General features: G+C 47.0%; 23 protein-coding genes and 1 pseudogene. 19 read left to right on the plus strand and 5 right to left on the minus strand.

The features are described from left to right. Positions 1 to 185 precede the first annotated feature (185 nt). Together BK127_RS32260 and BK127_RS32265 are read left to right on the plus strand one after the other, a co-directional pair. Complete coding sequence (locus BK127_RS32260) at positions 186 to 1,166, plus strand: aldo/keto reductase (RefSeq protein WP_076236210.1); 981 nt, start codon at positions 186 to 188, stop codon at positions 1,164 to 1,166. 116 nt (positions 1,167 to 1,282) lie between these two features. Beyond that, positions 1,283 to 1,750 (plus strand): GyrI-like domain-containing protein, encoded by a 468-nt coding sequence (locus BK127_RS32265; RefSeq protein WP_076236211.1) that lies wholly within the window; start codon positions 1,283 to 1,285, stop codon positions 1,748 to 1,750. A 250-nt stretch (positions 1,751 to 2,000) separates the two neighbouring features. On the opposite strand, the gene BK127_RS32270 is transcribed toward BK127_RS32265, so the two are convergent. After that, positions 2,001 to 2,933 (minus strand): dihydrodipicolinate synthase family protein, encoded by a 933-nt coding sequence (locus BK127_RS32270; protein ID WP_076236212.1) that lies wholly within the window; start codon positions 2,931 to 2,933, stop codon positions 2,001 to 2,003. A 52-nt stretch (positions 2,934 to 2,985) separates the two neighbouring features. Further along, positions 2,986 to 4,143: a mandelate racemase/muconate lactonizing enzyme family protein gene (locus BK127_RS32275; RefSeq protein ID WP_076236213.1), complete on the minus strand. Its 1,158-nt coding sequence runs from the start codon at positions 4,141 to 4,143 to the stop codon at positions 2,986 to 2,988. Between the two features lie 113 nt (positions 4,144 to 4,256). On the opposite strand from BK127_RS32275, the gene BK127_RS32280 reads away from it, so the two are divergent. From BK127_RS32280 to BK127_RS32320, 12 genes and pseudogenes are all read left to right on the plus strand, one after another. Beyond that, positions 4,257 to 5,087, plus strand: coding sequence for an IclR family transcriptional regulator (locus tag BK127_RS32280; RefSeq protein ID WP_076236214.1), 831 nt, complete (start codon positions 4,257 to 4,259; stop codon positions 5,085 to 5,087). Positions 5,088 to 5,436: 349 nt separating this feature from the next. Continuing rightward, positions 5,437 to 5,658: pseudogene (locus BK127_RS46110) on the plus strand (golvesin C-terminal-like domain-containing protein); the annotation flags it as partial. Between the two features lie 224 nt (positions 5,659 to 5,882). After that, positions 5,883 to 6,710 (plus strand): SDR family NAD(P)-dependent oxidoreductase, encoded by an 828-nt coding sequence (locus BK127_RS32285; protein ID WP_076236215.1) that lies wholly within the window; start codon positions 5,883 to 5,885, stop codon positions 6,708 to 6,710. Then, complete coding sequence (locus BK127_RS32290; protein ID WP_076236216.1) at positions 6,710 to 7,894, plus strand: mandelate racemase/muconate lactonizing enzyme family protein; 1,185 nt, start codon at positions 6,710 to 6,712, stop codon at positions 7,892 to 7,894. The genes BK127_RS32285 and BK127_RS32290 overlap by 1 nt, the downstream gene beginning before the upstream one ends. Before the next feature lie 136 nt (positions 7,895 to 8,030). Beyond that, complete coding sequence (locus tag BK127_RS32295) at positions 8,031 to 8,987, plus strand: ABC transporter permease (protein ID WP_076236217.1); 957 nt, start codon at positions 8,031 to 8,033, stop codon at positions 8,985 to 8,987. Positions 8,988 to 9,160: 173 nt separating this feature from the next. Further along, positions 9,161 to 10,030, plus strand: coding sequence for a carbohydrate ABC transporter permease (locus BK127_RS32300; RefSeq protein WP_076236218.1), 870 nt, complete (start codon positions 9,161 to 9,163; stop codon positions 10,028 to 10,030). A 39-nt stretch (positions 10,031 to 10,069) separates the two neighbouring features. Further along, positions 10,070 to 10,240: a hypothetical protein gene (locus tag BK127_RS44085; protein WP_179097682.1), complete on the plus strand. Its 171-nt coding sequence runs from the start codon at positions 10,070 to 10,072 to the stop codon at positions 10,238 to 10,240. 183 nt (positions 10,241 to 10,423) lie between these two features. Then, complete coding sequence (locus BK127_RS32305) at positions 10,424 to 12,046, plus strand: extracellular solute-binding protein (protein WP_076236219.1); 1,623 nt, start codon at positions 10,424 to 10,426, stop codon at positions 12,044 to 12,046. Between the two features lie 206 nt (positions 12,047 to 12,252). Continuing rightward, the gene (locus BK127_RS32310) at positions 12,253 to 13,995 is read left to right on the plus strand and encodes a cache domain-containing sensor histidine kinase (RefSeq protein WP_076236220.1); all 1,743 of its coding nucleotides are present in this window, start codon (positions 12,253 to 12,255) and stop codon (positions 13,993 to 13,995) included. Next, complete coding sequence (locus tag BK127_RS32315; RefSeq protein WP_076236221.1) at positions 13,992 to 15,590, plus strand: response regulator; 1,599 nt, start codon at positions 13,992 to 13,994, stop codon at positions 15,588 to 15,590. The genes BK127_RS32310 and BK127_RS32315 overlap by 4 nt, the downstream gene beginning before the upstream one ends. A gap of 205 nt (positions 15,591 to 15,795) precedes the next feature. Further along, complete coding sequence (locus BK127_RS44090; protein WP_179097683.1) at positions 15,796 to 15,969, plus strand: hypothetical protein; 174 nt, start codon at positions 15,796 to 15,798, stop codon at positions 15,967 to 15,969. 80 nt (positions 15,970 to 16,049) lie between these two features. Continuing rightward, complete coding sequence (locus BK127_RS32320) at positions 16,050 to 16,685, plus strand: FMN-dependent NADH-azoreductase (RefSeq protein ID WP_076236222.1); 636 nt, start codon at positions 16,050 to 16,052, stop codon at positions 16,683 to 16,685. A 268-nt stretch (positions 16,686 to 16,953) separates the two neighbouring features. Here the strand turns inward: BK127_RS32320 and BK127_RS32325 are convergent, their stop codons facing one another. Together BK127_RS32325 and BK127_RS32330 are read right to left on the minus strand one after the other, a co-directional pair. Next, the gene (locus tag BK127_RS32325) at positions 16,954 to 17,871 is read right to left on the minus strand and encodes an AraC family transcriptional regulator (RefSeq protein WP_076236223.1); all 918 of its coding nucleotides are present in this window, start codon (positions 17,869 to 17,871) and stop codon (positions 16,954 to 16,956) included. 148 nt (positions 17,872 to 18,019) lie between these two features. Next, positions 18,020 to 18,565 carry a TetR/AcrR family transcriptional regulator gene (locus BK127_RS32330; RefSeq protein ID WP_076236224.1) on the minus strand — a complete coding sequence of 182 codons (546 nt, stop codon included), beginning with the start codon at positions 18,563 to 18,565 and terminating at the stop codon, positions 18,020 to 18,022. Between the two features lie 247 nt (positions 18,566 to 18,812). Between BK127_RS32330 and BK127_RS32335 the strand changes: the two genes are divergently transcribed. The 5 genes from BK127_RS32335 to BK127_RS44095 all read left to right on the plus strand — a co-directional run bounded on the left by BK127_RS32335 (position 18,813) and on the right by BK127_RS44095 (position 23,248). Beyond that, positions 18,813 to 19,988 carry an MFS transporter gene (locus BK127_RS32335; protein ID WP_076236225.1) on the plus strand — a complete coding sequence of 392 codons (1,176 nt, stop codon included), beginning with the start codon at positions 18,813 to 18,815 and terminating at the stop codon, positions 19,986 to 19,988. Positions 19,989 to 20,194: 206 nt separating this feature from the next. Continuing rightward, a complete protein-coding gene (locus tag BK127_RS32340) occupies positions 20,195 to 20,593 on the plus strand; it encodes an RrF2 family transcriptional regulator (RefSeq protein WP_076236226.1) in 399 nt (132 codons plus the stop codon). A 112-nt stretch (positions 20,594 to 20,705) separates the two neighbouring features. After that, positions 20,706 to 21,404: a class I SAM-dependent methyltransferase gene (locus tag BK127_RS32345; RefSeq protein ID WP_076236227.1), complete on the plus strand. Its 699-nt coding sequence runs from the start codon at positions 20,706 to 20,708 to the stop codon at positions 21,402 to 21,404. Between the two features lie 176 nt (positions 21,405 to 21,580). Further along, positions 21,581 to 23,044: a DHA2 family efflux MFS transporter permease subunit gene (locus BK127_RS32350; RefSeq protein WP_372237393.1), complete on the plus strand. Its 1,464-nt coding sequence runs from the start codon at positions 21,581 to 21,583 to the stop codon at positions 23,042 to 23,044. A gap of 36 nt (positions 23,045 to 23,080) precedes the next feature. Then, positions 23,081 to 23,248 carry a hypothetical protein gene (locus BK127_RS44095; protein ID WP_179097684.1) on the plus strand — a complete coding sequence of 56 codons (168 nt, stop codon included), beginning with the start codon at positions 23,081 to 23,083 and terminating at the stop codon, positions 23,246 to 23,248. A 158-nt stretch (positions 23,249 to 23,406) separates the two neighbouring features. Here BK127_RS44095 and BK127_RS32355 read toward each other — a convergent pair whose 3' ends face one another. After that, positions 23,407 to 24,513 (minus strand): glycoside hydrolase family 88/105 protein, encoded by a 1,107-nt coding sequence (locus BK127_RS32355; protein WP_076236229.1) that lies wholly within the window; start codon positions 24,511 to 24,513, stop codon positions 23,407 to 23,409. Positions 24,514 to 24,857 lie beyond the last annotated feature (344 nt).

Below are 24,857 nucleotides of genomic sequence, written 5' to 3' on the forward strand. Positions count from 1 at the left end.
ATATAGGTTTTGATGTCTTCCACGGACATACCACATTGTTTCAGATGTTTTACACCTGTAAGTCCTCCTCGAAAAAAAACTACAATATTTTTGACTTTGAATTAAACCAAGAGGATGATGGAGAGTAGGGAGAATTGTATCCTTATGAAGGAAACAATATCTAGTAGAAAGTGAGGAACAATCAAATGGAATATGTGAAACTTGGAAATACTGGATTGGATGTATCTCGGATTTGTCTTGGCTGTATGAGCTTTGGCGTAGCAGAACGGTGGGTTCATCCTTGGGTACTAGATGAGGAGCGCAGTCGTCCTATTATAAAAAAAGCTTTGGAGCTTGGTATCAATTTTTTTGATACAGCGAATGTGTATGCAGACGGAACAAGCGAGGAAATTGTTGGCCGGGTTCTAAAGGATTATGCCAATCGTGATGAAATTGTCCTCGCGACAAAGGTACATTTCCGTATGCATCAAGGTCCAAATGGTGCTGGTCTTTCCCGAAAGGCAATCATGAGTGAAATAGATAAGAGTCTTAGGAGATTGGGAACAGATTATGTAGACCTGTATCAAATCCATCGCTGGGATTACAATACTCCTATTGAAGAAACGATGGAAGCCTTGCATGATGTTGTGAAGGCTGGTAAGGCAAGATACATTGGTGCTTCTGCCATGTACGCATGGCAGTTCCTGAAGGCATTACATGTAGCTGAAAAAAATGGGTGGACCCGGTTTGTGTCGATGCAGAATCATTTAAACCTCATATACCGTGAAGAGGAGAGGGAGATGCTGCCTCTTTGTAAGGAAGAAAAAATCGGTGTGATTCCATATAGCCCGCTCGCATCAGGAAGATTGACTCGTGATTGGTCGGAAACAACCTATCGTTCCGAAACCGATCAAGTTCAGAAATCTAAATACGATGCGACGGCAAATACGGATCGATTGATTGTGGAGCGTGTGGCAGCAATCGCAGAAAAACGTGGCGTTCCTCGCGCTCAAATCGCACTTGCCTGGTTGTTGCAGAAAGAACCAATAACAGCTCCCATTATCGGAGCTACCCAAATATCTAATCTCGAAGATGCAGTAGCCGCTGTTTCGATTATGTTAACACCTGAAGAAATTGCATCGCTGGAAGAGCCGTATGTTCCCCATCCGGTAATTGGTGCAGTGTGATACAATGCGAGGCGTAGGTCTGCCATTTGAAATTTTGATTGAGTATGGTACAAACGAACGTATATTCGTTAATATTTAAATGGATATATTTTACATATGAGGGAGAGGAGATTAAAATGAAAACTTATCATGTCGATACTGTGGAAAAAGAAGAGATCAAGTTGGTTGGTTTTTCAATAACTGAAAGTCTAAACAATGTTTTAGAAACGAAGATTGTAAGAACATTACGCGAGGACTTGACGAATCGAATGATTGAAATAGAAAACAGAAAAGGTCCAGGAGTTTTTTTAATTCAAATTTATCCTCATGACGGTCAATGGACTCCCCATGTGCCATTTCAACATGTGGTCGCCTTCGAAGTGAAATCTTATGGTGAGATTCCTACTGGTATGATAACTCATACTGTGTCTCCGGGGCGGTTTATCAAAATTATACATAAAGGTGCAGAATCACAGATCGGTACTACTTATGATTTTATAAACAAAACGTATGGTGTTAGACCCATTGATATTGAATATTGGAATGATATTCATACATTAGAAAGTCAAGATGGTGAAATTGATATTTATATACCAGTAAAATAAAAATTCTTTATTACAGTGTAGTCGAATGGAAATCAAAATCAAATTTTTCTACATATACATATGAAGAGGCCAGCCAGAAACTTCGGGTTACTTAAAACAATGTGAAGCGCATTTCAATATGCCGCTAAACCTGACCCGAGGATCTGGTTTAGCGGAAACGGTACATGCGACAAGCCGATGGTTACGGAATAAAGCTAACTCAGTAGAATGCCTTAGAGCTTATAAAAAGGAGACAAGTCTTACATGCACTCTAACGCGCCGCCTTCACCTCATGCCAGCGCAGCGCCAGAAGGTCGAGATCTTTCAGTGTATCCAAGGCTTCCTGACGGATACGTTCGTCGATTGGTGCATTTGGATTGCGGACATAGGCAGACTCGATTACGCCACCTGTCCGGAGTATTTCCTTATGGACAGCCATCGCAAAACCAGGGAGCGTACCGATTCGCATGAACGGCAAATACTGATAAAAAGTTTGGCGTGCGGTGTCCAGATCACCGGATCTGAAGGCCTGATAAATCCGCACACAAACCTCCGGAAATTCGCAGGCAGGCATCGTACCTACAGCGCCACGACCCAGCTCCTCATAAAAATAAAGTCCGTTCATTCCTCCGAATACCGTCAGCCGGCCTTCGGACTGCTCCAGCACCTCGGTAACCTTCAAAGTTGTTGGCGGGGCCTCAACCTTCACGTAAGCGATGTTCTCGAATTCCTTGGACAAACGGGCGAGCAGGACAGCAGGCATATTCACACCGCTTGCGAGCGGTGCGTCCTGGATCATGATCGGGATCGTCACGGCTTTGGCAATGGCGGCAAAATAATCGTACAGCCGCTTGCCGTCCGGCTTGGCCATGTAAGGGGGGAGTACCATGAGCGCATCGGCCCCCTGTTTCTCCGCACGTTTGCTTAGTTGAACGGCAACTTCTAGCCCCGTATGACCGCTGCCGAAGACGAGCGGAACTTGGCCTTTGACTTCATCGACGACAATTTCAGCGATTCTCGCCTTTTCTTCATCGAGCAGCGTATACATTTCGCTGGCCATGCCGAACAGAGCAATACCGTCGACTTTGGCATGAAGCTGAAAGCGTACAAGCTCACGCAGACTATTCTCGTCCACCTCCCCTTGTTCAGTAAAGGGTGTTGCCAGAATTGGATAAACGCCTTCTAATTTCACTTGTTGACTCATAGTCATAACCTCCATATGTTTCATTTAGTCAGAAAGTTCTGCTTGCAGGCTTCTATGCGCTCATATGCTTTCTCAGCTGTTCCTCGTCAATATCCACGCCAAGCCCTGGGCCTTCCGGCAGCAGATAACGTCCCTGCTCACATATGAGCGGTCGGACAAGCAGAGAGTTGGCCGCTGTCATCACCGTAGGTTGATACTCCACAATGAGCAGATTGGAGATCGCGGCACTGAGATGCAAAGTCGCAGCAATACAGATGCCTTGACCGACACTCAGATGAGGAGCGATAGGAATATTGAACGCATCGGCCAAGTTGGCGATTTTCCGCGCTTCGGTAATGCCCGTGCGCCCGATGTCGGGTTGATAGATGTCAGCTGCCCGCTTCAGCAAGCGGTCCTTGAATTGATAGCGTGTGCGTTTGGCCTCCCCGATGGCAATAGCTATGTCCAAAGCTCTTGTAATTTCAGCCGTTCCTTCGATATCCTCTGGTGCGGTCGGCGCCTCCAAAAATTCAATGTTTAATCGCTCCAGCGCCCGGCCTAACCGGATCGCTTCGGGAACAGAATATTGCCAGTGTGCATCAACCATCAGACGAAATCGAGGTCCGAGCGCTTCACGCATGTAAGCGGCAATTTCGGCATCCTCATGTACCCCGAACCCAAGATGCAGCTTGATTGCCGTAAACCCCTTCGACTTCCATTCGAGTGCCAGTTCAATACGTTCTTCCTGCGTCTGCTTCGGAATGCCGGATACATAAGCTGGTATTTCCCGACGGTAAGCGCCGCCCAGCAGCTGATACACGGGCAGTTGTACGGACTTGCCGAGAATATCCCACAGTGCCACATCGACGGCGGTCAGGGCGTCGACCATGAACCCGGTGAAGTAGCCCCTCTCCCGCATGGAATCGTAGAGCCTGCTCCAGATCACATCGATGTCCCGCGGGTCCTGCCCGATCAGGAAATTCTTAAACAGCCGTTCGATAATTTCCCCGGCAATCTCCGGCCCAACGGGGGCCAGTGCTTCTCCCCAGCCATATATGCCGCTGTCTGTTGTAATCTTGACCAGCAGCGTTTCCAGATTGCGTGAATAGATGGAGCGGTATTCAGGACGGATGTAGTAATCGCTTTCATCGGATTGGCCGATGGAGGTTCCCAAATACACCGGACCATTCTTGATTTTTAAAGGGAATACGTCTACACTCGTAATTTTCATGAAACACCTACTTAATTTGATTTTTAATATCATAATATGCAAATAGATTGTATAATAAGAAATTATATATTTCAATAGTCAATTTATTGATGTTGTGAATCAAAGATTATACAATGAATTCAAATGAAAGGGTGGTTGTATTGAAGCAGGAGCAAACCGCAGCAGCGTTAACGCAAAGCGTCACAAGGGCTTTGGCGATTTTATCGTGTTTTTCCGATGAACAGCCGGAGCTGCGGGTAATCGATTTTGCCAAAAAGCTGAATCTGACGCAAAGTAACGTTTCCAGACTGCTGACAACGATGGTATCGCTCGGGTATACGGAGAAGGATGAACTTACAGGCTTTTACCGCTTGGGAACATCGATTATTTCGCTTGGTGGGATCGCTTTGAATCATTATGAAATCCGCAAGCAGGCGCTACCCGAGCTTCATGACTTGGAGACTCGGCTTGGGCTGGGAGCTAACCTGGCAATATTGAACGGGCCTCATATGTTTTATCTGGCTCATGTGGACAGCCACAAGTCGCCTCGCATGTACACGCTGATCGGACGGAAAAACCCGCTGCATTGCACAGGCATTGGCAAGGTTCTGCTCGCTTTTCTGGATAAGGAAGAGGCGGAGTCATTATTGAAAGAGGAAGGGATGACTGCCTATACCGATAAAACGATCACGGAATTTTCAGCGCTGGAGTCGCAGTTGGAATCAACCCGAAAGAAAGGTTATGCGATAGAGAATGAAGAGCTGGCGCTGGGCAGAGCTTGCATCGCCGCGCCGGTCAGAGGCCGCAGCGGCAAGGTAATAGGCGGAATCAGCTTATCCGGGCCGTTATCCGAAATCAATCTCTCCAGACGGGAGGCTGAGCTGTCGGCCATTCTGATCGAGGCCACAGATAAAATTTCCATGAAGATGGGATATATTACAGCTAATTATTATACAGGTATTTGAGTTGGAATGGAGTTGCCTCACTCATAACGATGTATACGACAAAGGAACTGCGAATTTGCGCAGTTCCTTTTTATTCGCTGTTAAGCTGCAGTCGACGCCACTTAACAACTCTGGATCGGCTCGTAACCCAAACCTTCCTCGTTCATCTCCTTCTTAGTTTTTACATCCTGTGAGCCGACATAAAAGAAAAACAGCGGGCATAACCAAAACAGGCACCTGGACTTCAAGCGCAAGCATAGCGGGATACAAGGGCACTGACTTCTTGTTTTCAAACGGGGGGTTCCGCGAATACGATCAAATACACGCCTACGATCCCGACCAGCGGAAGCTATGATGTTATGTCTGGTATGAGTCTCACCCGAACCGCTCGAATGCCGTTCCTCTTGAGATTGGTTACAATGGCGGCTCCAGCACGGATACGAGCAAAACACTGAATGACAAAGTTAACGGCACAAAATGGGTGCTCGTGGGTACGTATAACTTCAATGCAGGCACAGGCAATTATTTGAAAATAGTAGGTGCCGCCAGCGACTACACGACAGCGGACTCGGCCATGTTCGTTCCGCATTGATAAACCGAATAGCTCAATTCTCATTATCAACAACTATTCTCCGTGAAGTTATTACGCGGGAGTAGTCTTTTTGCTGAAATGATTTCCGTTCACCAGACAATAAATATTGAAACAACTTCAATAAATATTGAACTTTTTGCGATTTTGTTTAAGGTATACTGAAGCCATTCCAGGCAGGAGCATGATTAAGGGAGACAGCTCCCGCATACCAATGAGGCGATTATATGCGATTGCAAGGGAAAACAGCGGTAATTACTGGCGGGGCCAAAGGAATTGGAAAAGGGATTGCTATGCGGTTCGCCGAAGAGGGGGCCGAAGTACTGATCGTGGATCTCGATAAATCGAACGGCTTGGAAACTGTTCGGGAAATTGGGCGAAATGACGGCAGCGCGAGCTTTACGGAGCTTGATGTATGCAATGAAGTCCAAATCGCCAGCTGGCTGGGGTCAATAAGCAGGCTCGATATCCTCGTCAATAACGTAGGCTGGACGGGGAAAAGAACGCCAGTCGATCAGATGGAGCTGGACGATTGGCGACGTGTGATGGATATTAATCTGACATCGCTGTTCCTGATGTGCAAGCACGCAGTGCCGCTGCTGAAGCAGTCGAGCCCGGCGAGTATTGTGAATCTGTCGTCCGTCAACGCGTATACGATGGTTCCAGCGTTGGCGGCTTACAGTGCGTCCAAAGGTGCGGTTCTGGCCATCACCAAGCAGCTTGCCGTTGAGCTGGCTCCGGTGGGAATCCGCGTTAACAGCGTATCTCCGAGCATCACTTTCAAGGAGGGCGTGGAGAAGCCGCTTGCCTCAACATCGGAAATATCGCTCGATTGCTACCCGCTGGGGCGGTTCAGCACGGCGCGGGACGTAGCCAACGCGGTATTATTCCTGGCCTCAGGTGAAGCTGCCTTTATTACAGGGCAGGATTTACTGATCGATGGAGGCATGACAGCCCAGTCCGTATCGGCTGTTCTCAGGGACGACTTACGCGCAGGCTGGAAATCAGGAACGTACAAGCTACTACCGAATTCGGACACTTATGGAGGCAGTTAATGAAAATTACGAAGGTTGAAGTCTTTGTCGTCAAAATCCCGTCGATTCCAACCGCATCGCCGAATACGAAGCGCTACATCACGGATGATTATTTCATTAATGAAGGAAGACGCTCCTGCATTTACTCGGATAAACTGGAAACGATCTTCGTCAAGGTATGTACCGACGAAGGCATTGAAGGCTGGGGCGAGCTGCTAGCTCCGACCAACCCGGAGGTTGCTGCGGCAGTTATTAAAGGTCATCTGGCTCCGCTTGTAATCGGTGAAAACCCGATGGAAACTCAATTTCTGTGGGATAAAATGCTCGATACGCTCCGCGAGCGCGGTTACACCGGTGGCTACCTGGTTGACGCGATGGCCGGGCTTGATGTTGCCTTCTGGGATATTAAGGGCAAGGCGTTCAATCTGCCGGTTTATATGCTGCTGGGCGGACAATACCGTGACCAGCTGCGCTGCTACTGCTCCAGTGTGCCAGGCAGGACGCTGGAGGAACGGCTGGAGAGTGTGGACCGAATCGTCGAGCAGGGCTATGATGCGATCAAGATTCATACGTTCGGTAAAGGAAAAACAGCTGATCGGGATATGCTGAGCGCGATCCGTAAGCGATATACTGCTGACAAGCTTGATCTGATGCTGGACGGGCACGGCAAATATACCCATTCGGAGGCGTTCTCTCTGGGGCGGGCGCTTGGCGATCTGGACCTGCTGTTTTTTGAGACACCGCTCACCTTTGAGGATATACAGGGTCACCGCAAGCTGGCTGATGCAATCGATACGGCTGTCGCTGTCGGCGAGCCGCTGCGCACGATCTATACGTTCCGCGATTGGATAACCGCAGGGGCGCTTGAGGTTGCACAGCCGGATCTGGGCCGCAACGGGATCACGGAAATGATGCGTATCGCGCATTTGGCGGAGGCCCACCATCTGGCCTTTGCACCGCATTTGAGCGTGCATCAGGCTGTTGGCGTTGCCGCAACAGTCCATATTTCGGCGGCGATCTCGAACTTTCTTATTTTCGAATATCAGCCGAACGCACTCAAAGCTTCCGAGCAGTATTCCACGGCATCCTTCACAATGAACAAAGGAACCATCCAGGTTCCGACGGACCCTGGCCTCGGCGTTACGATTGACGAGCTGGAGCTGCGCAAATTTGTTACGGACTATGCGGTCATCCAGGCAGTCTAATAGCGGTAAACGATATTACGTTACAATTTCAACTTCTAGAAATATTGGAGTAATTGGTTAAAATATTGGAGGTTGCCGGAGCCATTACCGTTTATGATAAGAACATCAAGAAAATATAGATGCATAGGTGATGACAATGAACTCAACTGCTGCGGCTTCCGCAAGCAACAAGACCCATGTCCGTACTAAATGGCAAAGCAGCTGGAAACGTATCATGCGATTCAAAATTTTATATTTGCTGCTGCTGCCGGAGCTGATCTATTTTGTCATCTTCAAGTATGTTCCGATGTTTGGCATTATAATCGCCTTCAAAAACTACAATATCGGGCTTGGCTTTTGGGACAGCCCGTGGGTAGGCCTGAACAACTTTCGAAATTTTATTAGTGGCGTTTACTTTTGGGATATTATGAGCAATACAATCGCGATTTCCATTTACAAATTGCTGTTCGGATTTATTGCACCGATTGTATTGGCACTTCTGATTAATGAGGTGACGGTCGGGTGGTTCAAGAAAACGGTGCAAACCGTGACGTACCTGCCGCATTTTATCTCATGGGTTATCGCTTATGGATTGATGGTGGCGCTCTTGTCTCCGGGGGACGGCTTTGTGAATCTGATTATGAAGCAGTACGGACTGCAGCCTATCTCTTTTCTCACCGAGTCTTCATGGATTCGCTCACTGATCATTGGCTCCGATATTTGGAAGGAAGTTGGTTGGGGCGCGATTCTGTATTTGGCGGCATTGGCGGGTATTGATCCCAGTCTGTATGAAGCGGCTCGTATAGATGGAGCTTCGAAATGGAGACAGCTGTGGCATATAACGCTGCCGGGTATCCGCAATGTAATCATTATTTTGTTGATTATTCGGTTGAGCAGTATTCTCGATGCGGGCTTCGATCAAATTTTTATGATGTCGAACACGTTTAATGCCGACAAATCAGACATTATCGACACATGGGTGTACAGACAGGGAATTGAACAAATGCAGATTAGTCTGGCGACAGCTGTCGGGGTGTTCAAATCGGTCATTGCCTTTATTCTGGTCGTTGGAGCCAACAAGCTGGCTAAAAAATTCGATGGACAAATATGGTGAAAAATAGATTTGTGAAGCCAACGTTCCTTGGAACGCTTGAAGAAGTTGCTTAGCAAGAAAGCGTTCCAAGGATCGCTCGATGATTATGCTTACGAAGAAAGCGTTCTAAGGAACGCTTAGAGATTATGCTTACGTAGTAAGCGTTCTATAGAACGCTTTAAGGAGGCTCGCCAATGACTAAATTGACTTTATCTGAAAAAGTGGGCCGCACTGCCATTTACTCGATTTTGACCGTGATTGCGCTTTTGACGCTGTTTCCCTTTCTGTATGTCGTGGTGATCTCGATTACACCTGAGTCCGAGGTTATCCGTCGGGGGCTTGTGCTCATTCCCGAGAGTGTTACGTTTAACGCGTATAAAACGGTTTTTGGCAGCGGTTCAGGCATTTTGCCCGCCTATCAGATTACGCTGTTTCGTACCATAGTCGGTACGGCGCTGAACCTATTGTTTACACTACTGGGCGCTTATGTGCTTTCGAAGAAAGCGCTGCCCGGTCGAAGCGGCTTGCTGCTGTTCGTCATTTTCACGATGCTGTTCAGCGGCGGTTTGATTCCTACTTACATTGTCGTCCGTTCTCTGGAGCTGACGAATACGGTGTGGGCCTTAATTGTTCCTGGTCTGATCAGTGTGTTCAATCTGGTTGTCGTCAAAGGGTTTTTCGAGCAGCTTCCCGTTGAACTCGAGGAATCGGCCAAGGTCGATGGGGCCGGGGAACTGAAGGTGCTGTTTACGATCATACTGCCTTTGTCCCTGCCATCGATTGCGACGATAGGACTGTTTTATGCGGTCGGCCATTGGAACAGCTACTTTGACGCCGTTATTTATTTAAATAAAGCAAACCTGATGCCTTTGCAGGTGATTCTGCGGAACATTCTCCTCAGCTCGCAAAATCAAAATATGGAACAGGTCAACGATGCAACCGTCAGCTCGCTGGCGATTCAAATGGCGTCAGTAATCGTATCGACGGTGCCGATCCTGTGTGTGTATCCGTTTATTCAAAATCATTTTGCCAAGGGTGTGATGATTGGGGCGGTTAAAGGGTGAGAGTTTGATTGGCGGTGGCTCTTGGAAGGGGGGCGCTGCGTGGCCGAAGTGTTCCTGCGATTGCTGTTGTTCCCCGATTTCTTCTATTATATAAGAGCGTTATCGGTTGAAATCCGGGAACAAAGGCACCGCTCCGCTATCTCCAGAACACCACGGCCACTCCGCTCCGTGCATGCGCGCAATGCCTTAAACCATACTCTAACCCTTTAGCTAGGGTTAGAGGGAGAAGAAGGGCGAAGGGCAAGGGCGAAGGGCAAAAGCGAAGAACCAAAGAGTAAGAACAAAGAGGCAGAGATAAGAGCAAGAGTGAAAAACAATAAATATGGTATCATCCGGCTTGCCGGTTTAATAAAAAACAGGAATAATAAGGATGAACATAAAGGAGAGGTCAAAATGAAAAAGAAAAACAAAATCGGCACAACCGTTTCGTTAATGCTAGCCTCTGCGATGATACTGTCGGCATGTGGAGGCAACACTCCGGCTGCCACGGGTACCAGCACACCTGCGGCACCGTCTGGGGACAAGGGTGGGGCTACTAATTTTGATAAGAAAATGACGATTACGATGTATAATGCAGGCGGATTTTCACCAAACAACCAGCCGCCAACCAATCGTGAGGATGATCCACTTCGCCTAATGCTGGAGAAAGCCGTCAATATCGATCTGCAGATGACCGTGCCTCCGGCCGACCAGATCAAACCGAAGCTGAACACGATGGTGGCGTCGGGCGACATTCCCGATTTGATTTTTATGACAGACCGTTTGACAGCTGTTCAATACTATGATCAAGGGATCGTCGCCGACCTGGATGATATCATCAAAGGCTATCCAGAGCTTTATAACCGTTTTGACAAGGATTCATGGAACTCCATGCTCTATAAAGGTAAAACGATCGGAACGCCCGGTTACGAATTGGTTAATGGCATTAATGGATGGTGGATTCGCAACGATTGGTTAAAAAAGCTGAACCTGCAGGTTCCAACAACACCCGATGAGCTGCTGACGGTAATGAAAGCCTTTACAGAACAAGATCCGGACGGCAATGGCAAGAACGATACGTACGGATTTGCATCGGGGATTCTCAAGGACGGGAATTTCAACAATCCGGGAAATAGCGGATACGGATGGGATGCCATCATGATGATGTTCGGCGTGGTGCCCAATATGGTTGACAGCATCGACGGTAAAATCACATTCGACAACACTGATCCCCGAATGAAGGAAGCTTTGACGTTTATGAATAAAGTGGTGATCTCCAATGTGGTAGATCCGGATTGGGTAACGACGAACGACGGTACCGCTCTGGAAAAGAAAATGCAGACCGGCAAGTACGGTATCGTGTACAGAGACTGGAGAGCGATGGAACTTTCTGGCCAGCAAAAGATGAAGGACGTATCTGGGGAAGTTCCCGACTGGATTACTATTGCTCCGCCAAAGGGACCTCATGGTGATCAATGGGCCGGGTTTGCCCAGTTCCAGAGTAATTCATGGACCATTTCCAAAAAAGCGGCTAAGGACCCGGAAAAGCTCAAGCGCATTATGTCCCTGCTGCAGTACTGGTATACAGATAAAGAGGCTCAACCGTACTTCTCATATGGACAAAAAGGCATCATGTGGGATATGGTGGACGGCAAACCGGTACGCCTGAAGGACAATATGGCCAATAAGGATATGGTGCAAAAATGGCAGTGGCAAAGCAACTACTTCCTGCCCCGCCGAGGCAACGATGCTGTTTACTTCAATTTCACCTATGATAAAACGGACAGCTTCCATCAGACGAATCTGAAATATATTAAACCGAATAAAATAAATCCGTTCGTCCTGATCGATGCCAACGACACACAATATAATGACCGCATTAAATATGTAAACGAAACGCTGCTTAAATTTATTCTCGGCAAAGAACCGCTCGCGAATTGGGATACTTACGTCAGTACGCTGGATGCCAAATTCAACTATAAAAAATACAAGGAAGATGTGTTGAAGCAGTTAAGCGACGCTGGTATCAAGCCGTAATTTGCTTACGCGCTCGATGTGTAGCTGATAGAGGTGCAGAAGGCTTTAATTAAAGCGGGCAACCGCGGGGGAGCTTGCCGCTCCTCCGCGGTTTTGCGTCCATACAAGAAAAGCTGGCGAAAGCTTCTACGCTAATCTAATATAATAGAAGAGTGCCTACATGTTCAGCATGGCTGAACGAACCAAGAACAGGAGGGAGCCTCATCATGAGCTTTCGTTTCAGCAGTATGCCGTTTAAAATGTTCCTCCTGTGTTTCCTGTTCATGTTCGGGACGGTAACTTTTGTCAGCCAGCTTTCCTACAGCTTTATTCAAAATGAAATGAGAGCCAACAACGATTTTTTCATCAGTCAGATTTTGTCCAAGGTGGATCAGTACGTAACACTCAGCTTTTCCTCCCTGCAGACGATTTTATCTGCTGTCGATTCATCGTACACGCCGGGCATGCAGAGCCTGGAAATGATGAAGCCGCAGCTGCAGCAGCTGTATGAGTTGAATTTGAATCTGGTAACGAATGTTTATGTTATTAAAGATGATACGAGCATTATTGGGGGCAGTCCGTTGTCAGCCGCTTTTGATAGTCCGAACTTGGAGCGAAGCGTTTTTTTGCAAAAAACGGCCAACGACCGGTACGGCATTATGGTCAGCCAGCCCTATGTCTCCAAGCAATCAGGATTGACGGTTACCTTTACACGTTATCTACATGGTTCCCAGCCGATGGCGGCGGCTGCACTTGATATGGATCTGAAGGCCATGGAAAAGACACTGCTGCAAATTAACCGCGACGACTTGGTCAGCATCGTCATTATGGATGAGCATGGTACGATGATCGCGGGCAATCTGGGCGATGCCGGGCATATGAACGAAGTGGACAATACGTTTCAACTGGGAGGTCTGTCCTCCAAAGAATTGCTCAGCCACAGCGGCAATGTGATGCAATTTCGGTCAAGTCAGAATCAGAACTGGACGGTGCGCAAATATCCGGCATCACACTTTAATTGGACGATATTATCCTTATATAACGATTCCTTAAACAAACGCTCCCTCAAGCATATCGAGCCCTATTATTTCGGACTGCTTGCCATCGGACTTGTGCTCAGTGCGATAGCGGCAGGCATACTGGCGCGATTTATCCGCAAGCCGCTTGGCAATCTGATGACCAAAATGAAGCTGGTCAAACAGGGCTTTCTGGATATCCCGCTCGTGATTAACCGTAAGGATGAGTTCGGTGAGCTTTCACGGACGTTCGACCAAATGATCAAGCAAATCAATGAACTGGTAGAGAATCTGCGCAGCAACAAGGAACTGAAACGGGAACTGGAAATTCAAGTGCTGCAATCACAGATCAATCCGCATTTTCTGTACAATACGCTTGGCTCCATCGGCAACGTGGTCAGACTGGGTGAGGTTCAGCATGTCGATCCGATCATTAAATCTTTAATTAAAATATTGGAGTACGGCATCGGTGATGTGGCCGAGAAAGTAACGCTGCGTGATGAGTTGATGAATGTCCGAGATTATATTTTCATTCAAAATATTCGTTATAACTGCGAATTTACAGTGATCGAGGATATTGCTGAGGAGCTGTACGATTTCCCTGTGTTTCGCATGCTGCTGCAGCCGATTGTCGAGAACAGCATGTTTCACGGCTACAGCGGGGGGAGGGTGCCCGGACAAATAAGAATTAGAGCCGCTTATTCAGACAGGCGCGTCGAGGTCGAAGTGCAGGATTACGGCATCGGGATGAGTGAGCGCCAGCGCGAGCTGCTGCTTATTCCGGGCCACCAGGTGAAACCGGATAAACGCAAACGAATCGGACTGATCAATATTCATCAACGCATTCAGCTGAATTATGGAGAAGCTTACGGTCTGGATATCACAAGCGAGCCGGGCGGGGGAACCTGCGTGAAAGCCATATTTCCCTGGAACGGAGAGGAGAATCTGCTATGAACAAATACCGCTGCCTGATTGTTGATGACGAGGATTTGATCATTCGCAGCCTGGAGCAGTTTTTCGAAGGTCACAAGGAGCAGTATGAGCTGATCGGCAAAGCTTATTCAGGTCAGGAAGCCATCGATCTGGCTATGGAGTTAAAGCCTGACATCGTATTGACGGACATTGTGATGCCCGGTCTGAATGGGATCGAGCTGATTGATATTCTCAAGGAACGGCTGCCACGAACCATTTTCATCATTTTGACCGCTTATTCCGATTTTGAATATGCCAAGCAGGCGATCCGGATGAATGTGAAGGACTATATCGTAAAGGTACCACTGTCCGAGACGGATATTTTTCAGGCATTGGACCGTGCGGCGCAGACGATTCACGAGTTGCAGACGAAGGAAGCGGAGCTGCGCAAGCTTAACACCTCCCGTCTGGACAATCTGTACCGGCTCCGCAGACAGATTGTATCCGAGCTGCTGCAGGGAGATATTCATCCGAACCATTTTCCACGTTATTGCGACGAGCTGAAAGTGAATCCGGTATTGAACGATTATTGCTGCCTCGTTATCCAGTTTGACGACGAGGCTCTCTTCAAGAAGCAATACGGTCAAGCGGATCAGATGATCATTCGGTACGGGATGCTCAATGTGGCGGAAGAAACGCTGCAGGCCAAGGCTCAAGGCTTCGTAAGCGAGGTTCGGGACCATCGGATTATCGGTTTCGTTACATGGGACTCGATGGATAATGCGGCCGACGTCTATAAGCGCTGCAGGGAATTCGGCAGTGAGCTGATTGAAAATATTCAGAGATACATGAAACAGGTGGTTCATGTCGGCTTCAGCTCGAGGCGCAACGGCTGGGCGACGGCTGCCGATTCTTTCGGGCAGGCCTCCGAGCTGCTTCGGGATGCATACTACTCTGTAGGATCAGGGCAGGTATATGCCAAGCAGCCCTCACATTCTGCACAGCCAGGTGACGAGGACACGATCCGGATGTGGTTTCAGGAAATCAGCCGTAAGCTCGCCCCGGAAACCAAGTTTGATGAATTGAAAGGGAAGCTCAGTCGCATTGCCCATTATGCCCGTGAGCACCATATACCCGAGCCACGTATGAGTGCGCTGCTCCGGAAGTTCATGGACGATGTCAGACAAAAGATCGTCGTCTGGAAGCTGGTTGCCGATCCTGCTCCTTATGTGCTGGAGGAGGGGATGAAGTTCGAGCAGCAGTGGAGCCGGGTGCTGGCTTACATTAATGACTGCCTGTCCCAGAGGCATGCTCCGGTTCGGTCGGAGATTTCCAAAGCAAAGCAGTATATCGAGGACAATATTGCAGAGAGATTGACACTGGACGAGGTAGCAGAATACGTCAATCTTGTTCCTTCCTACTTCAGCACCTTATTCAAAAAGCTGGAGAACGAAAATTTCGTCGATTATGTCAATCGCCGCAAGATTGAGAAGGCGCTGGCACTCCTGAAGGAAAAGGACTATTCCAATCTGCAGCTGAGCAAGCTGGTCGGTATTCATAATGAAAGGTATTTCTGCACGCTGTTCAAGCACCTGTACGGACTGCCACCGCAAAAGTTCAGAAAGACATATTTGTAGAAACGGGATTGTTATTTGTTTCACCAAATCACGGTGCGAATCCGTGAACAGTTAAGTTGAATTTTGTCTAGAAGCTGAAAAGAGCCGTCTCAACACGAGAAGGCTCTTTATTTTTTTATGTCTATATGGTTGTTAGAATGGTCACAAATATTTCTGTAAATGATATAGCTTAGCGCACTTGAGTAATACAAGGAGGTGAAGACATATGCAGAAGCGTGAAAATGATGTTCCCCATTATTTCGACGGCTCCGACCTTACCGAGTTTGCGGACGAAATCGCAGAGGGTGTGCAGGCTGGCCTCCAAGAAAAAACGGTTAATCAGGAAGAATGGCGCGGTTTCATCAGCGCGAATCCTTTCGGGGATCATCGTAATGCCTGAAGCGTAGGGTTGTTTGTTCATTTCGAAAAACTTGATAAATAGAATAAACATCATGAATACAGAAGGGAAGTTACCGCCGAATGGCTACTGTACTTTATATCACGGCACATCCTCATGATCATCAAACCTCGTTTAGTATGGCAGTAGGAAAACAATTCATTGAATCTTATCGTGATGCTCATCCACAGGATGAAGTCATTACGCTGGATTTGTACAAGCAGGATATTCCGCATATTGATGCTGACGTTTTTAGCGGATGGGGGAAACTGAGATCGGGTTCTTCGTTTGATCAGCTTTCGGCGTCGGAGAAATCCAAAACCGGAAGACTCAATGAGATTGTGGAACAATACGTGGCAGCAGATAAATATGTTTACGTTTCTCCCATGTGGAATTTTTCGTTTCCACCGATTCTAAAAGCCTACATTGACGCGATCTGCATTGCCGGTAAAACGTTCAAATATACGGAAAGCGGGCCCGTCGGTTTACTTACGGATAAAAAGGCTATTCATATTCAAGCCAGCGGCGGAGTTTACTCCGAGGGACCTGCTGCCAGTTTTGAAAGTGGTCACAGCTACCTGAAAAAAATTATGCAATTCCATGGTGTTTCTTCCTTTGAAGGCATCTTTGTTGAAGGCATGGCGGCTACGCCGGACCAAGCGGAATCCATTAAAGATAAAGCCATCGCAAAAGCGAAAGAGGCGGCAAAGAGTTTCTAATTGTGGAACAGGTAGTCACCAATGACTGATCTTTTATAAGAACAAATAATAGTGCTGCACTGCTGGAGCTTACAAGCTCCAGTTTTTTGCGTCCGGATTTGCGTTTGAAGTTGAAAACAGCTTGAGTATTCGCTCGCCGCTATTGATGTGAACATGACTCCAGAGTTGCGTAATGAAATATCTTCACTCTCTGTGACTCCTGCACCTGCAACGGATCGTGGAGAAACGCTGCTACCAATATGGACATGATTTCACAATCTGGGAACAATCATCTTACGTTTCTTTGGTCATATTTTTCCTTCAGACGCTTTATGTCTGCTCTGGGAGGAGAACCAAACATACGAGAATATTCGCGGCTGAATTGGGATGCACTTTCATAGCCTACCCGGAATGCGACATCAGCAGCATCCGCTGACTCAGATAATAACAGGCGCCGAGCTTCCTGCAATCGCAGCTGTTTTTGAAACTGAATAGGGCTCATTGCAGTTACTTCTTTAAAGTGTCTGTGAAACGAAGAAATACTCATACTGGCTAGTTCTGCAAGCTCTTCAATTCGCAAGGGCTTATCACAGTCATTGATAATCTGTTCAATAGCATCGCTGATTCGATAGGTGCTGCTTCCTTCCATAGCGATTTGTGCCAGCGCAACTCCGTATTGCCCTTGCAGAAGCCTGTATAGAATTTCCCTTGTGTAGACAGGAGCAAGGAAAGGAATGTCTTGGGGATTATCCAGCAGACGAGCTAACCTGAGTATCGCATCCAGTATAGGTAACTCTATCTGCCCGACAAACATAGCTCGCTTAGCATTTTCTTTCGGGGTGATTTGAATTTCAGATTCATTTAAAACCTCTAAAATTTGCCTCTCTGTAAATTCAAGTTTGAAACTCACGTACGGCGCATCGGATGAAGCCTTGATGACCCGGCCAATTACCGGCAAGTTCATGGACGAAATAAGGTAGTCGGCAGGACCATACTCATAACGCTCCTGTGCGAGCAATATCTCTTTCGAACCTTGAGCTATGAAGCATAAGCAAGGCTTGTAAACTCTATAGACGGGCTCGGTCACATTAGAGCGGTGAATAATAAATAAAGATGGGATAGCGGTCTTGTAAACTCCGTCCTGATCCGAATGACGCTCAATCAGTTTGGCGATTTCATTCTGCCGTTGTAGTATTTCTTCAGACATAGGCGCCTCCTTAGTGTTTTATCCATTTTTCAATTATAAGCCATATACGTATGTAACGTAAGTGGTAGTGAGAGAATTAGGCAATCATTTAAGACAATTAAGATACCAGAGTGTTTTTCTTTTATTGCATAATAAGGTTACGTACCGCTTACAGATTTCTCTCTAGCAATGTCCCCAGTTGTTCTGCCAAGACATGGTGGGGGACAGGTTTTTCATTAGTAAACCACCATTCTACTACCCCTACGAAAGCAGATGCAGCAAACCTAACGAGAAGATCTTCATTTAACCCCTTGTTCTTTCCGTTGGTTACATTGGCCTCGTTGGCCAATTCTTCGATAAGTAAGTCAAGAAACCGACCACGAAAATAAGGAGCGCCTTTACTCGCTAACATCATCGAAAAGAATGAATAATTACGTTCAAAGTATTCGGTCCAGATCAGAGTCGATTCGGTAAAACTCAATTCAGATGCTTCTCTGCACGTTTCCCTCAAAACGTCTATATGTTCTTCAACGAGTTTATCCAGCAGATCAAATTTATCTAAATAATGAAGATAGATGGTCCCGCGGCTCACATTCGCCCTGTCGGAAAGATCCTGTATCGTAATGTCATCAAAATTCTTTTCTGACATCAGATCAATAACAGCTTTTTTTAACGCTACCTGCGTTTTGAGTATTCGTCGATCCACTTTAGCCAATTGGCGGTCACCAAGCTTTCATAAATAATTAACAATTAGTAAGCAGTTGTTCATTACTTTACAAATCACGCTCATTTAACAATTGCAGATGTTCTGTATCTGTTTATAATTATAGACGTAAGTTCATTAATGTATCAAGATCTATTATAAATTCGATGTCTTTAATTTGAACGAAAACAAATGAGAAGGGGGTATCTCACCGAATAATTGGTTTTCGATAATGCCTGATCTTGAGGAGGAAAGAATAGTGGAACGCCTATGGACCAAACCATTTATTCTAATGACTATAGGAAATCTATTCCTATTTAACGCATTTTATATGCTGTACCCGACATTGCCGCTGTTCATTAAACAGATGGGAGGCAACGAATCGCAGGTTGGTCTGGCGATGGGCGCGTTTATGTTGTCCGCCGTGATTTTCCGGCCACTCGTCGGCGGGCTGCTAGATCGGTTCGGCAGGCGTCCGTTTATCGTCTGGGGATTGCTTCTTTTCACCTTGGCGATGTATATGTATAACTGGGTGGGGGGAATTGTCGTTCTGATGGGGCTCCGAATTTTGCACGGGATGAGTTGGGCCGTTTCCACAACCGCCACAATCACGGCGATTACGGATATGATCCCATCCACCCGCCGAGGCGAGGGAATGGGTTGGTTTAGCACGTCCATGACCCTAGCCATGGCAATCGGCCCGTTGTTCGGCATCTGGGTTACACAGAACCTATCGTATAGCGCATTGTTTGTGTTCGCTGTCGTACTCTCTGCTGCAGCGCTGCTCCTGACGCTTGGTGCCAAAATGCCTTTCCGGCCGCAAACTGGCGCAAGAAGAATCGAATTGTTCGAAAAATCGGTCTTGCCCGTTGCCGCATCGGTCTTTTTTCTGTTTATCGCTTACGGCGGCATTACCACCTTTGTTCCGCTGTTCGCTGACTCCATCCATGTCAATTCCGGCGCGTTCTTTCTGGCCTTCGCTGCATCACTTGCGCTCAGCCGTCCCATTTCGGGAAAACTTTCTGATCGATATGGAGAGATGTTTGTCATTGTACCGGCACTTGTGATTACGATTTGTGCTTTGATTGTCTTGAGCCTCTCGACCGGTTTGATTGGCGTGCTAGTATCGGCGATTATATATGGCATCGGATTTGGTTCCGCGCAGCCTGCTCTTCAAGCGGCAACGATACGTCTGGCCCGTTCGGACCGTAAAGGCGTTGCCAACGCCTCTATAGCGACTGCTAATGATCTTGGCATCGGGTTAGGTGCGATCATCCTGGGCTGGGTCTCACAGTACACAAGCTACCAAATATTGTTCGCGGTCAGTGCCGTGTCCGTTGCGTTTTCATTAATATTTTTCATTTTTTTTGTGAAACGTTTGTTGAAAAACAAACAGTCTCTGGATGCCGATTCTCTTCCATTAGAATCAAGTTGACACTGAAACATACTAATTTATACGATATTTTCAAAAAAAGGATCAACCAGCGAGTTCTGGTTGATCTCCTATTATGAACGTGCAGGATAACGCAATGACAAAGCTGATTGGATACTGGGGCAATGAGCGATGTTCGGAATAAATGCTTGCCTTTTAGAGATATTGGAGTTATTATGGGTTCGTAAAGTCTTTAATGGAGGTGCTGAATGAAATATTCTCAGGCGACCGATTATGCGCTTCATGCGATGCTTTATATGGTAACAGCGGCGCACGATAAGCCTGTTGGCGTGCAATTGCTCGCTGAGAAGCTGGGTGTTTCGCAAACCTATCTGTCGAAGATGATGACCAAGCTTGTTAAGGCAGGATTGATTCAGTCCGCGCCCGGCGCAAATGGTGGATACCGCCTCAGACGGAAGCAGGAAGATATTTCTTTTCTCGATATCATCCATGCGATCGAAGGAACCGCTTCTTTATTCGAATGCAGCCTGAGTCACGGAAGCGAATGTCTGATCCAGCAGGTTGTTATTGACGCCGAACGTCAGATGGAGCAGTTTCTGGAGAACAAGAAAATAGCCGATTTGGCCAAATTAATGATGACGGAGTAAAGATCCGTTCTTTTTTGAAGTATTAAGGATATCATTAGTCTGTTATATCTTTAATATGTAATGAAAACATTGAAAAGCGGAAGATTGATTTAAGACGATGGGGGGCATAACAATGACTGAAGATCTTACATTCAATTCAAACATGGCGGCTGCATACGAGAAAAATACTCGAATCTCGATTCCCACATATGACTCGTTATTCGCGATGATTCAATCTTATTATCGAGTACAATTGGGCGAAAATGCGGCATCCTTGCTCCTGATCGGCGCGGGCGGTGGCAATGAACTTTCTGCTTGGGGACCATCTAACCCAGGATGGACATTTACTGGAGTCGATCCTTCGGAAGAGATGCTTAAGATTGCTAGACATAAAGTAGTTGAACTAGGCTTAGAAAGCCGCGTCAGTCTCATCCAAGGGACGACTGATGACCTTCCTAAGACATATTTAAAGTTCGACGCAGCAAGCTGTATTTTGGTTCTTCACTTCATTGATGATGTTCAAGAAAAGTTGAAGCTGCTTGGATCCATTAAGGCTAAACTAAAGTCGGGAGCCCCTTTTGTACTCGTAAGCGCGTATGGAAACCATGACGGTTCTGAACTTCAAGCGAGATTAAATGTTTGGAAAAGCTTCTGGATCCATGCCGGCCGCGAATCATCCGAAGTTGACGAGATGGTGAGAAGCGCACTTGCGAGGCTTTCATTACTTCCTGAAAAACAAATCGAAGAATTATTGGCAGAATCCGGCTTTATAAAAATAACTCGTTTTTACTCTACTGGACTTTTTGCGGGATGGATTTGCCATGCGGAATGATTTAATGTTAATATTTTATCCGGTTGGTTGATTTCATAATTCATTTGGTATTTTTTCAGAACAATAAGACTAATTTCTTTTATTTACAATTAAAATATGCTCCGGGTATTGACATGAGTAACTGTTACTATTATTCTAACAGTTAGTGAGCGAACAGAATCGCTTTCAAATTAGAGATTTTTCTGGAGAGGAAAGTGGAATCGATAATGAAGCAATACAATACGCGAGCCATCATGGCGTCGCTGCTCATCTGTGGCTTCGTCGGCATGTTCAGCGAGACGGCACTCAACATCGCGATCAGTAATTTAATGGACGTGTTCCAAATTTCAGCCGCGACCGCTCAGTGGTTAACGACGGGGTTCCTGCTGACGTTAGGTATTTTGATGCCGATGACGGGGCTGCTGCTGCAATGGTTTACAACAAGACAATTGTTCATCGCCTCACTCGCGAGTTCAATCATAGGCACGTTGATTGCGGCGATAGCCTTCAATTTCGAAATGTTAATGGTAGCTCGCGTTCTGCAAGCGGTTGGTATGGGCTTGTTAATTCCGCTCATGTTCAATACGATCCTTATCGTCTATCCGCCGGAGAAGCGTGGGGCTGCCATGGGCTTTGTCGGTCTCGTCATCATGTTCGCTCCAGCGACCGGCCCCACTGTGGCGGGTATCCTGATCGAATATTTAACATGGCACTACATCTTCTGGCTCTCACTGCCGTTTTTGGTCATAGGTCTGTTGGTAGGGTTAAAGTATTTGGAAAATGTTACAGAACTTACGAAGCCCCGCATCGATCTATTATCCATCGTATTGTCCACGATCGGCTTTGGTGGCGTCGTGTTCGGTTTCAGTAAGGCAGGTGAAGGTGAGCAAGGCTGGACCAGCACAGTTGTGGTCGCATCGATTGTCATCGGGTTAGTCGCGCTCGCGTTGTTCGCGCTGCGGCAAATATTCATGCGCGAGCCGATGATGAACTTGCGTGTTTTCAAGTACCCGATGTTCATCGTGGGGCTACTTATGGTATTGTCATGTATGATGATCATTTTGTCTACCATGATTATTCTGCCGATGTATCTGCAGAATGGCATGAAACTGTCCGCGTTCGCTGCTGGGCTCATGTTGCTGCCCGGCAGTGCGCTGAACGGAATCCTGTCACCACAAATGGGACGCTTGTTCGACAAGTATGGACCAAAGTGGCTCGTCATTCCTGGACTTTTCATCGTCGCAGCTATGTTGTGGTTTTTCTCCAGTATTACCTTGGCTTCTTCGATCACCTTGATCGTCGCCTTGCATATCGGTCTAATGGTCGGTATTTCCATGGTTTGGATGCCAGCGCAGACCAACGGCCTGAACCAGTTGCCACCAGAGTTGTATCCGCACGGCACAGCGGTCATGAACACGCTGCAGCAGGTCGCAGGTGCGATCGGCACGGCGGTAGCAATAAGCATCCTTACAAAAGGTATGGAAAAGTACTTGCACAACTCCCCCGCGCCGAAAGAGCTGACCGAAATGGCGAATGCGATGACATTCGGCTCGCAGAATGTGTTCTTTTTCGCGATGATCGTGACGATTATCGGTCTGGCCATAGCGTTCTCTATCCGCCGCGTCGTTGTCAACCGTGCGGCGATGAGTCCTATGCATTAATTTTCCAAAAGGGAGCCCGCGGGCTCCTTTTTTTGCGTGCGTAAGGTTCAGGCTCTAATTTCTCGCATTGAGAATGAACTGGGAAGACTGGACATCCTGGTCAACGATGTGTGGAGGGCTGAATATTTGGCACATTGGAACGTACCTGTTATGGTTTTTGTGATCTTGACAGCTCACAGCCTGACTGCTGGCGGTATCTCGTAAGTGCAGGATGCAGGCAAACCTGCGAATGCTTCTGGGTACCGATAATATTCAAAAAAATCGAATTCAGAGGTAGGCTCAAGGCAACGCCGTTGTACCATAAACTCTTCAGAAGACAAAAAATAAAGCTTGAATACTCAAGCTTTATTGAAAATTCACTCTTACAGTTCAGTATGATACAGAGCTTCGGCCAACAGCACGATCACTAAAGCTTGTCCGTAGGCAGTCGGCGCGAAGACGATCTTTTTATAGTCTTCCTTATGCTGACAGACCGGAGTTCCCCCTGAGACGTGTAACACTGTACCGTCTTCGGAGATGTTCTCCAGCACCGCGGCAATCGCTTTACGGCATGTTGCTAGGTAGCTGGAATCCAATAAGCCAAGGCGGATCCCCTTGAGGATGCCTGCAGTAATCGCAGCAGAGCCCGATACCTCTGTATAGCTGTCCTTATCGTCAAGCAGAGTGTGCCAAAGTCCGTTCGCATGCTGCAATTCAACCAATTTATCTACTTGGGCCTTATACGTGCCGAATATAAGGTCACGGGACTCCTCCGTTATGGACTCCTGCATAATTTCCAAAAACTCAGGGGCGGCCAATGTAAACCAACTATTTCCCCGGCACCAATGCGCTGCGCTGAAATTGTTTTGATGATTGAAATCGTAGCCATGGAAGAACAAAGAATTCCCGGGATTAAAGATATGTTTGATATGAGTTGCAAATTGGTAGGTCGCCTCGTTCATCCAACCCGGATTATTATATTTTTTGCCCATTTTGGCGGTGAACAACACAACCATAAACAAAGTGTCGATCCAAATTTCTTGATCGTGCAGGTTTAGCTCGAACTTCGAAGTATTTCCGGAGGTTACATGCTGAATCCCATTCTCCTTCGTCCGCGGACACTCATTTTCAACCCATTGCATCCATTCCAAAGCAAGCTTCTCCACGCTGGGCAGGTCCATCAGGGTAAGTAAAGGTGCTGTTGTATTAACATTTTTGAGGGGCAGCCCACGCTCGATCTGTTCGTTGGACCACTTCACAAAGAAGTCCTGATACCCGTCAAAGCCCTCTTGATTCGTGAGTTTATTTAAGCCGTACAAGCCGATGCCCTGCGGCCAGTCCCATTCGTCCATTCCAAAATCGCGGGGAAAGTACCCCAAGGCTTTACCATCGGCAGCCAATTCCTTTAAATGGCTTTCGTTGTCGGGTCTTTTTAAATGTAACAGCTGATTAATGACTTTTTTTAATTCGTGTTGGATGGTATCCTGCATGGCAGTTGCTCCTTTTTGTTTATGTTTGTTTCATGGTGAATCATGAATCTAGAAAAGCGCTTAACCAAATATAAAACAATATAAAGACAGAACTTACTTGCCATTGTACCTTCTTTTCTCTTTCTGAGCAACGAAAAAAGAAAAAAGTAATCGGATTCATGATTTTATCGGGTTCTGATGCTGAACATGGAACAGGGGATATACATATTTCATACACCAACCGATGTGCGGTGCGATCCCAGCGATGACAAGGCAATGGAAGATTTTTTTGCATGAACAGATGCGGACCGCTCGCATCGTTGGGAGTTTTGCCAAATAGTTAGCAATGACGCGGACGACGATAA

The sequence above is a fragment of the Paenibacillus sp. FSL H7-0331 genome, from assembly GCF_001956045.1.

Bases quoted from the DNA above. Each gene is read 5' to 3' on its own strand.
- BK127_RS32260 (WP_076236210.1), top strand. From the start codon at position 186: ATGGAATATGTGAAACTTGGAAATACTGGATTGGATGTATCTCGGATT.
- BK127_RS32265 (WP_076236211.1), top strand. From the start codon at position 1,283: ATGAAAACTTATCATGTCGATACTGTGGAAAAAGAAGAGATCAAGTTG.
- BK127_RS32270 (WP_076236212.1), bottom strand. From the start codon at position 2,933: ATGAGTCAACAAGTGAAATTAGAAGGCGTTTATCCAATTCTGGCAACA.
- BK127_RS32275 (WP_076236213.1), bottom strand. From the start codon at position 4,143: ATGAAAATTACGAGTGTAGACGTATTCCCTTTAAAAATCAAGAATGGT.
- BK127_RS32280 (WP_076236214.1), top strand. From the start codon at position 4,257: ATGAATTCAAATGAAAGGGTGGTTGTATTGAAGCAGGAGCAAACCGCA.
- BK127_RS32285 (WP_076236215.1), top strand. From the start codon at position 5,883: ATGCGATTGCAAGGGAAAACAGCGGTAATTACTGGCGGGGCCAAAGGA.
- BK127_RS32290 (WP_076236216.1), top strand. From the start codon at position 6,710: ATGAAAATTACGAAGGTTGAAGTCTTTGTCGTCAAAATCCCGTCGATT.
- BK127_RS32295 (WP_076236217.1), top strand. From the start codon at position 8,031: ATGAACTCAACTGCTGCGGCTTCCGCAAGCAACAAGACCCATGTCCGT.
- BK127_RS32300 (WP_076236218.1), top strand. From the start codon at position 9,161: ATGACTAAATTGACTTTATCTGAAAAAGTGGGCCGCACTGCCATTTAC.
- BK127_RS32305 (WP_076236219.1), top strand. From the start codon at position 10,424: ATGAAAAAGAAAAACAAAATCGGCACAACCGTTTCGTTAATGCTAGCC.
- BK127_RS32310 (WP_076236220.1), top strand. From the start codon at position 12,253: ATGAGCTTTCGTTTCAGCAGTATGCCGTTTAAAATGTTCCTCCTGTGT.
- BK127_RS32315 (WP_076236221.1), top strand. From the start codon at position 13,992: ATGAACAAATACCGCTGCCTGATTGTTGATGACGAGGATTTGATCATT.
- BK127_RS44090 (WP_179097683.1), top strand. From the start codon at position 15,796: ATGCAGAAGCGTGAAAATGATGTTCCCCATTATTTCGACGGCTCCGAC.
- BK127_RS32320 (WP_076236222.1), top strand. From the start codon at position 16,050: ATGGCTACTGTACTTTATATCACGGCACATCCTCATGATCATCAAACC.
- BK127_RS32325 (WP_076236223.1), bottom strand. From the start codon at position 17,871: ATGTCTGAAGAAATACTACAACGGCAGAATGAAATCGCCAAACTGATT.
- BK127_RS32340 (WP_076236226.1), top strand. From the start codon at position 20,195: ATGAAATATTCTCAGGCGACCGATTATGCGCTTCATGCGATGCTTTAT.
- BK127_RS32345 (WP_076236227.1), top strand. From the start codon at position 20,706: ATGACTGAAGATCTTACATTCAATTCAAACATGGCGGCTGCATACGAG.
- BK127_RS32355 (WP_076236229.1), bottom strand. From the start codon at position 24,513: ATGCAGGATACCATCCAACACGAATTAAAAAAAGTCATTAATCAGCTG.